This is a genomic window from Cloacibacillus sp. An23 (assembly GCF_002159945.1).
Taxonomy (GTDB): domain Bacteria; phylum Synergistota; class Synergistia; order Synergistales; family Synergistaceae; genus Caccocola.
This window is the reverse complement of the sequence record NZ_NFJQ01000003.1, coordinates 57,774-71,320: the sequence shown is the minus strand read 5'-3', so window position 1 is coordinate 71,320 and position 13,547 is coordinate 57,774. Positions and strand designations below refer to the sequence as shown.

Here is a 13,547-nt window from a genome sequence, read left to right as displayed (position 1 = left end):
TGCCGCCTTTCTATAATTATTGTCCGTCGTCCAATATGCCGTATTCGCCGCTCAGAGTATCCAGGGCTATGCGGCGGTTCTGCCCGTTTTTAAATTTTACGCGCCACACCAGAATTTTTTTATACACGACTTCGGCCGAGCGCGCCGTGTAGCTTACGTCGGCCCATGCGCGCGCGCGGCCCCTTATCCCGCCGTTTATGGCCTGGGCGCAGCGGCTTTCATCCATGTCGCGCCACGACAGGCGCGGCTTGGGCGCTTCTTTTCCCGAAGCCTCCGTCTCGACGGGCTTCACGGCGGGGGGATATACGATGTCTCCGCTCAGCGCGTTGACGGCGAGCCAAGCGGAGGTTTCCCGTCGTTTCGCCAGCGGAAATTTCACGGATACGTCGAATGCGACGAGCCAGAACGGGACGAAGTACCGTCCGCCCGGCTTGACGCTTTCGGCCTCCGCCGCGACGCTAGCAGGCAGCCGCGGCGCCTGATCCGGCCAGCACTTTATGATCAACGCCGTTCCCGAGCTCGGCCTCGGCCAGGCTGGCCTCGGCGCGCACGCTTGCGGAAGCGCCGGCCGCCACCGAACGCGGCACGTCTCCATAAGCCGCCGCATAATCGAACATTTCGAGCGCGCGCCCCTTAGGCGGCTCTGTAGCGAGAGAGACGAGCACAAGCACAGCCACTGCGACTATCAGTCCGCTGATGAAAGGATGCAGGCCCCACGGCGAAAATTTAGCCGCGGTGGCGCCGGTATAGACGACGAGCGACGAAATCATGCAGGCGCCGACCCCTGCCGCGGTCGTCCGTTTCCAGAATATCGAAAAGAGGTTCGGCACGCCGAAGGCGAGCGCCATGCCGCCGAAAACGAATATGACTATCGTGAAGACGAGCGCCGGAGGATTCATCGCGACGGCGAACGATACGCAGGCGACGATCAGGACGAGCGCGCGGGCGATCGCGATGCGCTTCTTCTCCGGAATCTCATTCTTTGAGAATCTGTTGAGCAAATCGTGCGCTATCGTCGAAACGAGCAGAAGCAGGAAGGAATCCGCCGTAGACATCAGAGAGGCTACCGCGGCGGAACTGAGGAAACCGGCCCAGAAGGGAGGCAGGACTTTGAACCACAGCATGACTCCGGCCTGCTCGACGTCGGCCAGGTTCTCTCCGAGGATGACGCGCGCGAGGCCGCCGGTCATATAATAGACGAAGCTGAAGAGAACGACGAACACGCCAGTTATCAGCATCGCCTGACGCGCCGTGTCCGGATTTTTCATTGAAAAATGTTTGATCGTGATATGCGGCATACCGAAGCTTCCCATTACGATCAGTATGACCGGCGTCGCCGCGGCGAGCAGCCCGTAATACGCCATGTCCGGCCCCCAGGGCGTAACGAGCGCCGGGTTGATGGCTCCGAGCTTGTCGTTCAGAGCCGCGAAGCCGCCTATCCTGCCGAGCGCGACCCAGAAAAGCATCTGCGTCCCGAAAAACATCAGCAGCCCCTGCACAAAGTCCGTATATACGACGGCGAGATAGCCGCCCATTATCGTGTAAATCAGCACGACGGCGCAGCCTATCACCATACCGGTAAAATATTCCGTACCGAAGACCACGCTCAAAAGCTTCCCGGAGGCCGTCCACTGCGCCACCAGATGCATGCTCACCGTAAGCAGTATGATGGCGGCGGAGATAACGCGGAGCGCGGGCGAGTTAAAGCGCTTCTCGTAATACTCCGGCAGCGTGATCGCGCCGAGAAGTTCCGAGTACTTTCTGATGCGGCGGCCCAGGATTCCGAAGCTCAGCGCGTTGCCGGGAGCGTCTCCGGTCGCCCACCACAGCACGGAATAACCGCCGGTGTACCCCAGCCCCGGCGCCGCGGTATAAGTGTAGCCGCTCATGTACGACGTGATAAGCGCGAATGAGGATACCCACGGGCCTATCCTGCGCCCTCCGATGAGGAAATCTTCATAAGTCCGCCCCATACGCATCGTGACCACGCCTATGGCGAAAATCACAGCAAGATACAGAAAAAATGAAACAAACACCAAATTCACAGCAAACTCACCTTCGTCCGAATAATTCGTAAAAAACGCACGCCGTGACGCCGCTACTTGCCGCGCCGGGCTTCCTTCTCTTTCTTTCCCATATAAAAATACAGGAAAAAGATAAGCAGCAGCACGAAAATTTGTCCGGCAAACAGTCCCCATGTCCCTGAATGCCAGAATATCTCGTTTCCCGTCATCAACAAACCTCCTCTTCCGCTCCGCGGAAATATATATCGCGGAAACTTCCGTTCCTGTTTCCGCGATGTGTAAATGATAGCACAATAATCTTAAATTTCATCATGATATTTTTATAAACTTATATAAAAACAGCGCAGGCTTCTAGGCGCTTGAGATGTACGGTGCGCGGCGCGCGAAAGAAAACGCGCGGCTTTGCTTTCGCAGAGCGAGGATAAGAAAAAGCCGCGGCTGTGTATCGGGCCGCGGCTTTCTTGCTTCTTTTGTTTTATTAAACGGGTTGCCGGCCTTACTGCTTTTTCAGTACGCCGCCCTCTACGCCGGAGGTGGCGAAGGCGCGGTAGCGGTTGAGGAACGGGCTGTCGGTCGGCTGGACGTGCGGCTGGAATTTCTTGCGGCGTTCCTCGAGGACTTCTTCGGAAACGAGGAGGTCGAGCCGTTTCTCCGGTATGTTGATGGAGATGATGTCGCCCTCTTCGACGAGGCCTATCGGGCCGCCTATCGCGGCTTCTGGCGATACGTGGCCTATAGAAGCTCCGCGCGTCGCTCCGGAGAAGCGTCCGTCGGTGATGAGCGCGACGGTGCCGCCCTTGCCCTGTCCCATTATCGCGGAGGTGGGGCCGAGCATTTCGCGCATTCCGGGGCCGCCTTTCGGTCCTTCGTAGCGGATGACGACGACGTCGCCGTCTTTAATCTCGTTGTTCATTATCGCGGCGCTCGCGTCCTCTTCGCAGTCGAATACGCGCGCGGGACCCTGGTGGACGAGCATCTCTGGCGCTACGGCAGCCTGTTTGACTATCGCGCCGAGCGGGGCGAGCGTGCCTTTGATGAAGGCGAGGCCGCCTTCTTTGTGGTGCGGCTTGTCTATCGGGCGGATGACTTCAGCGTCGGAGACTTTCGCGTTCGCGACGTTTTCGGCTGTGGTGTGTCCCGTTACCGTTATCGTTTCGCCGTGGATGAGGCCCGCGTCGAGCAGCTCTTTCATCAGGGCCTGCACGCCGCCGGCGCGCCAGAGGTCTTCGATGTGGTGGGCGCCGCCCGGGCTCATGGAGCAGAGGTGCGGCACCTTCGCGCCGATTTCGTTGAAGAGGTCGAGCGGCAGCTCGAGCCCCGCGGCCCACGCTATCGCGGGCAGGTGGAGCGAGGTGTTGGTGGAGCCGCCGAGCGCGAGGTCTACGGCCACGGCGTTGCGGAAGGCGTCCATCGTGAGTATGTCGCGCGGACGGATGTTCTTTTCCACCATGTCCATGACGGCGCGGCCCGCGTCTTTAGCAAGGCGGATGCGTCCCGCGTGCACGGCCGGTATGGTGCCGTTGCCGGGAAGGGCGAGGCCGAGGACTTCCATCATGCAGTTCATCGTGTTGGCGGTGAACATGCCGGAGCAGGAGCCGCAGCCCGGGCAGGCGTTGTCTTCGATTTCCTGGAGGCCCGCGTCGTCTATCTTGTTCGCGGCGCGCATTCCGACGCCTTCAAAGACGCTGTTGAGGTCGAGGACTTTGCCTTTGTTCTGTCCCGCCATCATCGGGCCGCCGGATACGACGACCGCGGGCAGGTTCAGCTCCGCAGCCGCCATCGCCATGCCGGGGACTATTTTGTCGCAGTTGGGCACGAGGACGAGGCCGTCGAAGGCGTGCGCGCGCGCCATTACTTCGACGGAGTCCATGATGAGCTCGCGGCTCGGGAGCGAGAATTTCATCCCTTCGTGGTTCATCGCTATGCCGTCGCATACGCCGATGACGGGGAACTCTATCGGGAGCCCGCCGGCGGCGTAGATGCCGGCCTTGACCGCTTCGGTTATGTTGCGCAGGTGGACGTGGCCGGGTATGACCGCGTTATAGGCGTTCGCTATGCCTATCCACGGGCGCTCTATCTCCCAGTCGGTGTAGCCCGCCGCTTTGAGTAGCGAGCGGTGCGGGCTGCGCATATAGCCTTTTTTCGCTTTGTCGCTGTTCATTTCCACACCTTCTCTGAAAAATTTATAGATCTGTAACCATATTATCTATCGAATTGCCGGGATATACCATCGGCAAAACCATCGCTCCCTGCGGTATCCTCACGTCGAGGAGCGCCGGCCCCGGTTCGGAGAAGAGCTTTTCGAGCGACGGGCGCAGCTCGTCGGGCGAGGAGACCGAGAAGGCCGGCACGCCCATGCTCTCAGAGAGCGCGACGAAGTCCGGGTTGCGGCTGTATATCGTGTTGGAGTAACGGCAGTTGTAGAAGAGGTACTGCCACTGGCGCACGTTTCCGAGGCAGGCGTTGTTCAGAAGAACTATTTTTACCGGGATGTCGTATCTCGCGCAGGTGTCCAGCTCCTGTATGTTCATCATGAGGCTGCCGTCTCCCGCGACGCAGCAGACGGTCTGCCCGGGGCAGGCGTATGCCGCGCCTATCGCCGCCGGGAAGCCGAAGCCCATTGTGCCGAGGCCGCCTGAGCTGAGGAAGCGGCGCGGAGCCTCGACTTTGCAGAACTGCGCCGCCCACATCTGGTTCTGCCCTACTTCGGTGGTTATTATCGCTTTGTGGTCGGTTATCTCGCATAGGGCCTCGAGCGCCTGCCAGGGGGCGATGCCTCCGTCTATGGACGTGTGCGGCATCGGTTCTTTGCGCCGTATTTCGGCGAGGGTCTTGTTCCATTCGCCGTGGTCGGCTATTTTTTTGCGCATCGCGCCCATAAGCTCGCCGAGCACGCGCCCCGCGTCGCCGATGAGCCAGACGTCGCTTTCAACAGTCTTGTCTATCTCGGCGGGGTCGAGGTCTATGTGTATGATTTTCGCGTCGGCGGCGAATCTCTGGCGGTTTCCGGTCGTGCGGTCGCTGAAGCGCGAGCCTATCGCGATTATGACGTCCGCCGCCATGAGCGCGCGGTTCGCGACCGGGTGCCCGTGCATGCCGGCCATTCCGAGCGAGAGGCCGCTCGGGTGCGACTCGGGGAAAGCGCCCTTGCCGAGAAGCGTCGTCGTCACGGGGATTTCGTATTTAAGCGCGAACTCCGTAAGCAGCTCGGAGGCGCCGGAGCATACGACGCCGCCGCCCGCGAATATCACTGGGCGCTCGGCGTGTTCTATCAGCGATACGGCTTCGTCGAGCCGCGCGATGTTGTAGTCGTTTTCCGGATGATAGCCCATAAAGTCGAGCTGGGTGGAATATTTGTAGTCTCCGAAGCCCTTCTGCACGTCGGCGGGAAAGTCTACGAGCACCGGCCCGGGACGCCCCGACGAGGCGATGTAGAAAGCCTTGTGGACGATGGACTGTATTGTGTCCGGCGTGTGTATCTGGAAGCTGTGCTTCACGAAGGGCAGGCTCGCGCCTATCATGTCGGCCTCCTGGAAGGCGTCCGTCCCTATGACGGACTGCGCGACCTGGCCCGTTATCGCGACGAGCGGCACCGAGTCGAGGTTCGCCGTCGCTATTCCTGTCAGAAGATTCGTGGCGCCGGGGCCGGACGTCGCGATGCAGACGCCCGGCTTCCCGCCCGCGCGCGCGTAGCCGTCCGCGGCGTGCGCCGCCGCCTGCTCGTGGCGCATCAGTATGTGGTTTAATTTCGAATCGTAAAGAGCGTCGTATAGATGGATGACAGTGCCGCCGGGGATGCCGAAGAGCGTGCTCACGCCCTCGTCCTCGAGCGCCTTGACCATCATCTGAGCCCCGTTCATTTTCGCCATTGAGAGCGCTCCTTTTTGCTGGTCGTTCCGTTTTTTCGTTACGCGGCGGATATGCCGCGAAGCCGCGCAGGGCGGCGTGAACCGCCCGCGCGGACTGTGTATGATATTAGAATCTCGGTATTTCCTTCTGCTCCATCCACGGCATCATCTTGCGGAGCTCCTTGCCGACGGCCTCGTTCGGGGCTTCCTGCGCGGCTTTCGCCCAAACCCTCATGCGCGGGCGTCCGGTCTGGTTCTCGAGTATCCACTCGCGCGCGAAGGTGCCGTCCTGTATGTCCTTGAGTATCTGCTTCATCGCCTTGCGCGACTCTTCGCCGATGACCTTCGGGCCGGCGGTCATATCGCCGAACTTCGCGGTGTCGCTGATGGAGTAGCGCATCCAGCTTATGCCGCCCTCGAAGATCATGTCTACGATGAGCTTCATCTCGTTGATGCACTCGAAGTAGGCCATCTCGGGCTGGTAGCCGGCCTCGACGAGCGTCCTGTAGCCCTGCTGCATGAGCTCGGTGAGTCCGCCGCAGAGGACGGCCTGCTCGCCGAAGAGGTCGGTCTCGGTCTCCTCGCGGAAGGTGGTCTCGATGATGCCCGCGCGGCCTCCGCCTATCGCGGAAGCGTAGGCGAGGGCGTATTCCTTCGCCTTGCCGCTGGCGTCCTGCTGGATGGCGATGAGGCAGGGAACGCCCTTGCCCTCTTTATACATCGAGCGGACTGTGTGGCCCGGGCCCTTCGGCGCGACCATGAAGACGTCGTGCGACGCGGGCGGGACTATCTGACCGAAGTGGATGGCGAAGCCGTGGGCGAAGAGGAGCTTCGCGTCGGGCTTCATGTTGGGGGCGACCTTCGTCTTGTAGGTCTCGGCCTGGAGGTGGTCCGGGATCAGGAACATGATGAAGTCGGCCTTCTTTGACGCCTCTTCCACCGAGTAGACCTCAAATCCGTCGGCCTCGGCCTTCGCCTTCGACTTGCTGCCCTCGTGCAGCCCGATGATGACGGAGGCTCCGCTGTCGCGGAGGTTCTGCGCGTGGGCGTGCCCCTGGCTGCCGTAGCCGAGGATGGCTATCGTCTTGCCGTTGAGGAAGCTGAGATCTGCGTCGCGGTCGTAATAAACCTTTGCCATTGTGAAACAACTCCTTAAAAATATGTTTTTATTTATATCGCTAAGCCGTTAAAGCCCGTGATAACCTAATTGCCGAAGCCGGTGCGCGAGAGCGCGACCTGACCGGAGCCCGCCGTCTCGAGAATGCCGTAGGGCTTGAGAGCCTCGAGGCAGGCCTCGACCTTGCCGCGGTCGCCAGTCACCTCGAGCGTAATGGCGTCGGAGCCGAGGTCCACGACGCGGCAGCGGAAAATTTCCGCCGTCTGCAAAATATGCGGCCTGCGGTCCACCGGGGCCATGACCTTCACCAGAGAAAGCCAGCGCTCGACGAAGGGCCCTTCCTTTGTGAGATTGCGCACCTCGACGACCTCGATGAGCTTCATGAGCTGCTTGCGTATCTGCTCGTAAGCGCCCTCCTCGCCCTCGATGATGACGGTGAAGCGCGAGAGGCCCGGCACGTCCGTGCGTCCCACGCTCAGGCTCTCTATGTTGTAGCCACGCCTGCATATGAGGTTCGCGATACGCATAAGCACACCCGGATTATCTTCGGATATGATGCTGAAAGTACTCTTCACTCTGAAAACGCCCTTTCTTCCAAAACTTCAAAAATAAAAAAGACCGGAACCCCTCGCGGGTCCCGGTCCGAAATTAACACAGCCGCTAAGCGCCGGTCACTTCGGGGGACCCGCTGCTAATAATAACGACGACTACGTTGATAACGTTGGATATGTTATTTACACGCATCACAGCGCCCTTCCCCTCGTGCCGGAATCGGGAACATGAATCCCCGTGGCATAGCAAGCTACATAATAAAAGCAGTTTTTACAAATGTCAACAAGCGCCGTGCAAAGGCACCGCGGTTTTACTTAGCGCAGAAGCGCCGTTTGTCGCGTTCGCCCGATTTATGAAAGGCCGCGCGCCGCCGCGCTTAACGAAAACGGCGTAGTTTACATTAAAATCTTACAAAATGCCCCGGGCGCGCGAAGAATATATTTTGCGCAATGTAATTGCGTTTATCTCGCCTATAAATATATAATTAGGAAGGCTCGCTTATTTTCAACATCGGAGGAAAAGGCCTTGAATATAGAAAAGACGCTGAAAAACGCCGGACTCAGAACGACGCGCCAGAGAAGGATCATACTGGAGCTCCTTCTCGCCTGCGGCTCGCCGCTTTCGCACTCGGAAATCCTCTCGAAGATCGAAGAGCATCTTGACCGCGTGACGCTATACCGCACGCTCGAAACTCTGCGCAAGGCCGGCATCGTCCACCAGGTGCAGGGCATCGACGGCGTGTGGCGCTTCTGCGCGCACGGCGACGAATCGGACGGCTGCCCGGGAGACCACCCGCACTTCCTCTGCCTCGAATGCGGCAGGATGTTCTGCCTCGCGGATCAGAGAATGCCGCGCGTCGGCGTGCCGGACGGCGTCGAGGTCGAGGGCAAGCAGTTCGTAGTCTACGGCAGGTGCGCGGAGTGCGCCGTGCAGAACGGAGTCAAGGAGGAGGAAAACAACGAATGAAGATAACGCAGATTCCGCTCGAGCGGGCCGTCGGGCTGCCGCTCGCGCACGACCTGACGCAGATCGACGCGAAAAATCACAAAAAATCGGCGCGCTTCAAAAAAGGCCAGGTCATAACGGAGGCCGACCTCGAGACGCTGCGCGACATGGGACGCGAAAACCTCTCCGTTATGGAGCTGTCGCCCGGCGACGTACACGAGGACGACGCGGCGATGCAGCTGGGCGAGGCGCTCTGCGGGGAGAACCTCCGCGTCACGCCGCCCGCCGAAGGCAGATGCAACCTCGTCGCCGAAAAATCGGGGCTTCTCTGGTATCTCGCCGAGACGGTCAACCGCGTCAACCAGGACCCGGACTGGGTGCTCTCCGCGCTCGCGCCGCACCGCCCCGTGCTCGAAGGGCAGGTCGTAGCGGGCTTCCGCATCCGCCCGCTCGTGCTCGAGGACTACCGCGTAGAGCGCGCCGTCGCGGCGGTGCGCGGCAGCCAGCCGTTCAAAATACTTCCCTTCCGCCCGCTCCGCGTCGGCCTCGTCACGACAGGCAAGGAAATCGTGGACAAGCGCGTCGAAGACGCTTTCCGCCCCAAGCTTCTCGAAAAGCTCGGAAGGCTCGGCGGCTCGCTCATGGGACAGAGATTCTGCACCGACTCGCTCGAGCAGATAAGCGAGGCGATAGGGGCCTTCCTCGAAGAAGACGCGGACGCGGTGATCTGCACCGGCGGAATGAGCGTGGACGCCGACGACAAGACCCCCGGCGCGATACGCTCGCAGTGCCGCAAAATCTCATTCCAGGGCACGCCCGCGCTTCCCGGCGCGATGCTCATGCTCGGCTGGGCGAAGTCGCCCAAAGACGGCCGCGACGTAGCCGTCATAGGCGCGCCGGCATGCGTCGCCTTCGACGACCGCACCGCGCTCGACAAGCTGCTGCCCTTCATATTCGCCGGAATAGAGCCGGGCGACCTTGTGCGCCGTTGGGGAGTCGGCGGCCTCTGCGAGCACTGCGAGGTATGCCACTATCCGGCCTGCTCCTTCGCGGCGGGAAGTTAAACGGAAACGGAGGCGAGTAAAATGGACGCGGAATTTCTCAACAAAATCAATGCAGAGATACAAAAGGGCGCGGTCGGCGCGCTCTGCACCGTCGTGCGCGAAACCGGCTCCACGCCGCGCAGCCGCGGCGCGTCGATGTGGGTGCGCCCCGACGGCTCGATAGAGGGCACGATAGGCGGCGGCCTCATCGAATACGAGGCGATACAGAAGGCGCTCGCGCTTATGAAAAGCGGCGAGACATCCACGCTCTGGCACAAAAGCCTCACCGCGAAGGACGGCATGGTCTGCGGCGGCGAGGCCGACGTGTTCATCGAGGTCATAGGCCTCGGCGACGAGCTCGTGATATTCGGTGCGGGCCACGTCGGGCGCGCGACCGCCGAGCTCGGGGCCTTCGCGGGCTTCCGCGTCACGGTATGGGACGAACGCCCGGAATTTGCCAACGACGAACGCATACCGTGGGCGCGGAACATCGTCTGCCCGATAGACAAAATTTTTGGAAACGGCCTCGCGCTCCACAGCCGCAGCTACGTCGTGATAATGACGCGCGGACACGCGCTCGACGCCGAAGCCGTCCGCGTCACCGAGGGCAAGCCCGGCGCATACTACGGCATGATAGGCTCGCGCAGCAAAATAGCCGCCGTGCGCGCCAAGCTGCTGGCGGAAGGCGTCTCAGCCGCGCACCTCGACCGCATCTACCAGCCGATCGGCCTCCCCATAAAAGCCGAAACGCCCAACGAAATAGCCGTCTCCATAATGTCCGAGATAATCGCCGTAAAATACGGCGCGGACATAAAAAGGCTGCGGGGCGAAACCGCGGCGCGTTAAGCGCGCGCGAGATACCGGGGCAAAACTCCCGAAGCGCAGAGAACGTGGTGCTTCGGGAGTTTTGTATGACTTAATACAGTGATATGTGGCACAAAGAGATGCTAATTATGCCTGCCCTTCTCGACAATCTTAGATAAGATATCACGAACGCCAACTTCATAAGTATTGAAATCATTAATATTCGTTTCTTTCAACCACAGCTGTCCTTCATCATGATTTCCTCTGTGTTGGCCGGTTGAATAGTATTTATTAGTTGCAACTTCATTACTGGAAAGTACCCAATAACGTATTACATCACGCCATACTGCTATCCAGACAAACACATCACAGCAAGATGGTTTTATCTGTTGGAAATTCATATCAAAACCATATTTTGAATCACTTGATAACGCTTTAATTATTAAGGAATCCCCACTCTTTCGCCGAACGGCTCTTGATGCTTTTACCTCAATTCTAATCCCATCATACAAAAAATCATATTGTCCTGAGTAATTAGGGTCATAAGACGTTGATGGGCGTCGCAGTTCGGGCACAATTTCATTAAGGTGTCGTTGTGCCCATGTCTCCCCAAAAGTGCGCGGTGCGGTAATTTCAAAAACATATAAGTACTTATTTCGTTCTAAGTATTCATTACGGAGATTAAGGTATTGTTGAAGTGAAATTGTGTCAGTACCAATCAAATGGCTTATGATGTATTCAAATTTGTTAAAAGGATAGACAGAATATAAATTATCCAACACACTATCGCTTAGGTTATATTTGCCCACATGTGTTTTGTTCATTGCAGCAATTTGAGTCCTTAATTCCTTAATTAAATTTTCCATTTATTACACTCCGTATATAAGTTATTTGTTTGCCAGATAAACCATATATTGAAAAAATATAATTATCAATAACTTCTCGTTTAAATCTATTACCACTTAAAACTTCATCTACCAATAATGTTAAGTTGTCATTTTCCTCTTGGGTTATCTCAGGAAATGGCAATTCATTTAAATTTCCTTTTAGTATTTTTACTTCACCAAAAAGCTTAATATATAAAAATTGATATAATGTCGAGTTTAAAAAGGCCATTACAGTCTTTATGCCCATAGAAGGGATGGCAGGAATCAAGATGTTAGCGCTGTTCAAAAAAAGACTTGCGCTATCATCATACGCAAAAACAAGCTTGTTTGATATAAACTTGTATACTAATTTTTCTGGCGCACGATATATTTCTTCTTTAGCAACTTGTTGTAAGTTGGCTCTATCATACAAAATATAGTTTTTTGCTGGACTTAAAAAATATGGTTGTATTTCTTTCCCAGTGTATATTTTCTCCATGCCACAAAAACATTTTGAGGAAAGCTTGCCCTTATTATCTCCTGTAACAATACCTAATGCCCAAGTACTATTAGTGAGAGAAAATTTGCCTTTATTTTTGACACACTGAATAATAGAAATGTCTTCGTAAGACAGAAGGTTAAATATTAAATTCTCTGTTTCATAAACAGTTTTAATTGCAATAGCTCTTTTCTCGGTGTTTGTATACATATAAAATATTTCATTATTAGCATTGCTACCACACTCAATATCGACATACTTTGTTGTCACACTTGAAAACATATCATCGTATATCGTTATGCTTGCGAGTTTTGCTGTATTAAGAATAAACTTCCTTATATCCTTGTGGATTTTTACATTTAAAATTGCTTGCGGAAAAAGAAACCTTATTATGCCCCCTTTCTTTAATTGTGCATATGCTCTTACAAAAAAGTATGAAAATGTTTCTTTGGACGTTATGGTCTCTATATATTTGTAGTTATCGCGCATCGCGCCCCATGGTGGATTTGTAGCAATATAATCAAATCTCTTTTCAAATACTGGATGCCGCTGAGTGATCGAATTACCCATTAAAAAATCAAGACAGTAAATATGTGGGATAAATTCAATATCTTTATATTTCAACAATATATTAATTTTAGAAATCAAGACAGCTATCTTATCGTTGTCTATTCCATATATCTGGTTAGGATTTTTCACTTTAACGCTTAACAGAAAGGCTCCACTCCCACAACATGGGTCAAGAAAAAGCTCGCCATTAGAAAAATCAAATCTCGATGTCAGATTGTGTGTTATTCTTTGTGGCGTATAATATGAACCGATAATATTTTTTTGGCCTTCTTGCAAATATGATTGATAAATCAATCCTAGAATATCGAATTCATCATCCGGTATTTTAAGTCTCGTCAATTCATCCACAACATCAACATATTCATATTCTTTTAAAGTACTTTTTACATGTTGTTTATTATAAATCTTTGCGTTATTTAACAGGCTAATCCCTAAAGAATACATGGATGACATAATATCAAGGTTATTAGCGTCTATATACTCCAAAATACCTTGGACAAAAGGGATATTGTCCTTATTGCAGTTATATTCTAATGGAATGAAACGTTTTTGCGATTTTCTTTTATTTGCACGTGTGGTCAGCCGCCCAATCAATGTTGTTTTAAGTTTTTCCCAATTTCTTACAGTGGCATCTGATACGCTATCCCGTATGGTTTCTGGAATTATGGTCTGATTATCTTCAATAATTTCTATAATATCATTAAGTCCACAGTTCAACGTGGTACATATCTTTGCCAAACTATTCAGCGAAACAGGTTCATTTCTTCCCATCTTCGCAAGTAGATTTGCGCTGATACCTACCGACTGGCGCATTTGAGTTTTCGTCATTCCATTATTTATCAATAGTTGCCATAGTTTATTATAGTTATAAATCATAGAAGAGAACCCCGCTACATTAAAAATCATTTAATCATTATGGCATAACAGGGTGCATATCTCAACATATCATACGTAAATACAACGACACTATTTTGTATGTCAGCATACGGTTTACTCTTACAAAAACGCCGGATGCGCATTTAGCGCACTTCCGGCGTTTTGTAGATTAAAATGCGCGGTGTTACTTCGTCGCAGTCACGGCGTAGCCGCCGTCCTGTTCGCGCCATCCGCCTTTCCAGCCGGCGTTCGTGACGTAGCGCAGGACGTTCTCGCGCGAGGTCACGGTGTCCACGAGTATCTCAACCGTGCCGGAGCTGTGCTTGTCGAGCACCCTCTTGGTCTCTATGACGGGCTGCGGGCAGGAGAGGCCGCGCGCGTCCACAGTTATTTTTTCCATTTT

Annotated in this window: 13 protein-coding genes; 3 read left to right on the top strand and 10 right to left on the bottom strand. The window is 55.0% G+C overall.

All coding sequences use genetic code 11. The features are described 5' to 3' along the window. Window positions 1-16 precede the first annotated feature (16 nt). From B5F39_RS03570 to ilvN, 7 genes are all read right to left on the bottom strand, one after another. Window positions 17-505, bottom strand: a complete 489-nt coding sequence (locus tag B5F39_RS03570) for a hypothetical protein (RefSeq protein ID WP_087364006.1) — start codon at window positions 503-505, stop codon at window positions 17-19. Continuing rightward, a complete protein-coding gene (locus B5F39_RS03565) occupies window positions 459-2,036 on the bottom strand; it encodes a sodium/proline symporter (RefSeq protein ID WP_158095918.1) in 1,578 nt (525 codons plus the stop codon). Before B5F39_RS03565 ends, B5F39_RS03570 begins: the two co-directional genes overlap by 47 nt. 62 nt (window positions 2,037-2,098) lie before the next feature. Then, entirely contained in the window at window positions 2,099-2,233 is a 135-nt protein-coding gene (locus tag B5F39_RS14635; protein ID WP_255376006.1) for a hypothetical protein, read from the bottom strand. Between the two features lie 287 nt (window positions 2,234-2,520). Continuing rightward, window positions 2,521-4,185 (bottom strand): dihydroxy-acid dehydratase, encoded by a 1,665-nt coding sequence (gene ilvD, locus B5F39_RS03560; RefSeq protein ID WP_087364000.1) that lies wholly within the window; start codon window positions 4,183-4,185, stop codon window positions 2,521-2,523. Window positions 4,186-4,207: 22 nt separating this feature from the next. Continuing rightward, on the bottom strand, window positions 4,208-5,893 hold the full coding sequence (gene ilvB, locus B5F39_RS03555; RefSeq protein ID WP_087363997.1) for a biosynthetic-type acetolactate synthase large subunit: 1,686 nt from the start codon (window positions 5,891-5,893) through the stop codon (window positions 4,208-4,210). A 106-nt stretch (window positions 5,894-5,999) separates the two neighbouring features. Continuing rightward, a complete protein-coding gene (ilvC, locus tag B5F39_RS03550; protein WP_087363994.1) occupies window positions 6,000-7,010 on the bottom strand; it encodes a ketol-acid reductoisomerase in 1,011 nt (336 codons plus the stop codon). Between the two features lie 65 nt (window positions 7,011-7,075). Then, window positions 7,076-7,564, bottom strand: coding sequence for an acetolactate synthase small subunit (ilvN, locus tag B5F39_RS03545; protein ID WP_087363991.1), 489 nt, complete (start codon window positions 7,562-7,564; stop codon window positions 7,076-7,078). A gap of 502 nt (window positions 7,565-8,066) precedes the next feature. On the opposite strand from ilvN, the gene B5F39_RS03540 reads away from it, so the two are divergent. The 3 genes from B5F39_RS03540 to B5F39_RS03530 are packed head-to-tail and all read left to right on the top strand — an operon-like array spanning window position 8,067 to window position 10,375. Continuing rightward, window positions 8,067-8,507, top strand: coding sequence for a Fur family transcriptional regulator (locus B5F39_RS03540; protein ID WP_087363988.1), 441 nt, complete (start codon window positions 8,067-8,069; stop codon window positions 8,505-8,507). Continuing rightward, the gene (locus B5F39_RS03535; RefSeq protein ID WP_087363985.1) at window positions 8,504-9,550 is read left to right on the top strand and encodes a molybdopterin-binding protein; all 1,047 of its coding nucleotides are present in this window, start codon (window positions 8,504-8,506) and stop codon (window positions 9,548-9,550) included. Before B5F39_RS03540 ends, B5F39_RS03535 begins: the two co-directional genes overlap by 4 nt. A 21-nt stretch (window positions 9,551-9,571) precedes the next feature. Continuing rightward, window positions 9,572-10,375 carry an XdhC/CoxI family protein gene (locus B5F39_RS03530; protein ID WP_087363982.1) on the top strand — a complete coding sequence of 268 codons (804 nt, stop codon included), beginning with the start codon at window positions 9,572-9,574 and terminating at the stop codon, window positions 10,373-10,375. 101 nt (window positions 10,376-10,476) lie between these two features. Here B5F39_RS03530 and B5F39_RS13995 read toward each other — a convergent pair whose 3' ends face one another. The 3 genes from B5F39_RS13995 to B5F39_RS03520 form a co-directional block, all read right to left on the bottom strand. Next, window positions 10,477-11,199 (bottom strand): hypothetical protein, encoded by a 723-nt coding sequence (locus B5F39_RS13995; protein ID WP_143330647.1) that lies wholly within the window; start codon window positions 11,197-11,199, stop codon window positions 10,477-10,479. Further along, on the bottom strand, window positions 11,183-13,144 hold the full coding sequence (locus B5F39_RS03525; protein ID WP_087363979.1) for a TaqI-like C-terminal specificity domain-containing protein: 1,962 nt from the start codon (window positions 13,142-13,144) through the stop codon (window positions 11,183-11,185). Before B5F39_RS03525 ends, B5F39_RS13995 begins: the two co-directional genes overlap by 17 nt. 184 nt (window positions 13,145-13,328) lie before the next feature. Further along, complete coding sequence (locus B5F39_RS03520; protein WP_087363976.1) at window positions 13,329-13,544, bottom strand: sulfurtransferase TusA family protein; 216 nt, start codon at window positions 13,542-13,544, stop codon at window positions 13,329-13,331. Window positions 13,545-13,547 lie beyond the last annotated feature (3 nt).

Coding starts and splice junctions, on each gene's coding strand:
- B5F39_RS03520 (WP_087363976.1), bottom strand. CDS start 13,544: ATGGAAAAAATAACTGTGGACGCGCGCGGCCTCTCCTGCCCGCAGCCC.
- ilvC (WP_087363994.1), bottom strand. CDS start 7,010: ATGGCAAAGGTTTATTACGACCGCGACGCAGATCTCAGCTTCCTCAAC.
- ilvD (WP_087364000.1), bottom strand. CDS start 4,185: ATGAACAGCGACAAAGCGAAAAAAGGCTATATGCGCAGCCCGCACCGC.
- B5F39_RS03525 (WP_087363979.1), bottom strand. CDS start 13,144: ATGATTTATAACTATAATAAACTATGGCAACTATTGATAAATAATGGA.
- B5F39_RS03530 (WP_087363982.1), top strand. CDS start 9,572: ATGGACGCGGAATTTCTCAACAAAATCAATGCAGAGATACAAAAGGGC.
- B5F39_RS03535 (WP_087363985.1), top strand. CDS start 8,504: ATGAAGATAACGCAGATTCCGCTCGAGCGGGCCGTCGGGCTGCCGCTC.
- B5F39_RS13995 (WP_143330647.1), bottom strand. CDS start 11,199: ATGGAAAATTTAATTAAGGAATTAAGGACTCAAATTGCTGCAATGAAC.
- B5F39_RS14635 (WP_255376006.1), bottom strand. CDS start 2,233: ATGACGGGAAACGAGATATTCTGGCATTCAGGGACATGGGGACTGTTT.
- ilvB (WP_087363997.1), bottom strand. CDS start 5,893: ATGGCGAAAATGAACGGGGCTCAGATGATGGTCAAGGCGCTCGAGGAC.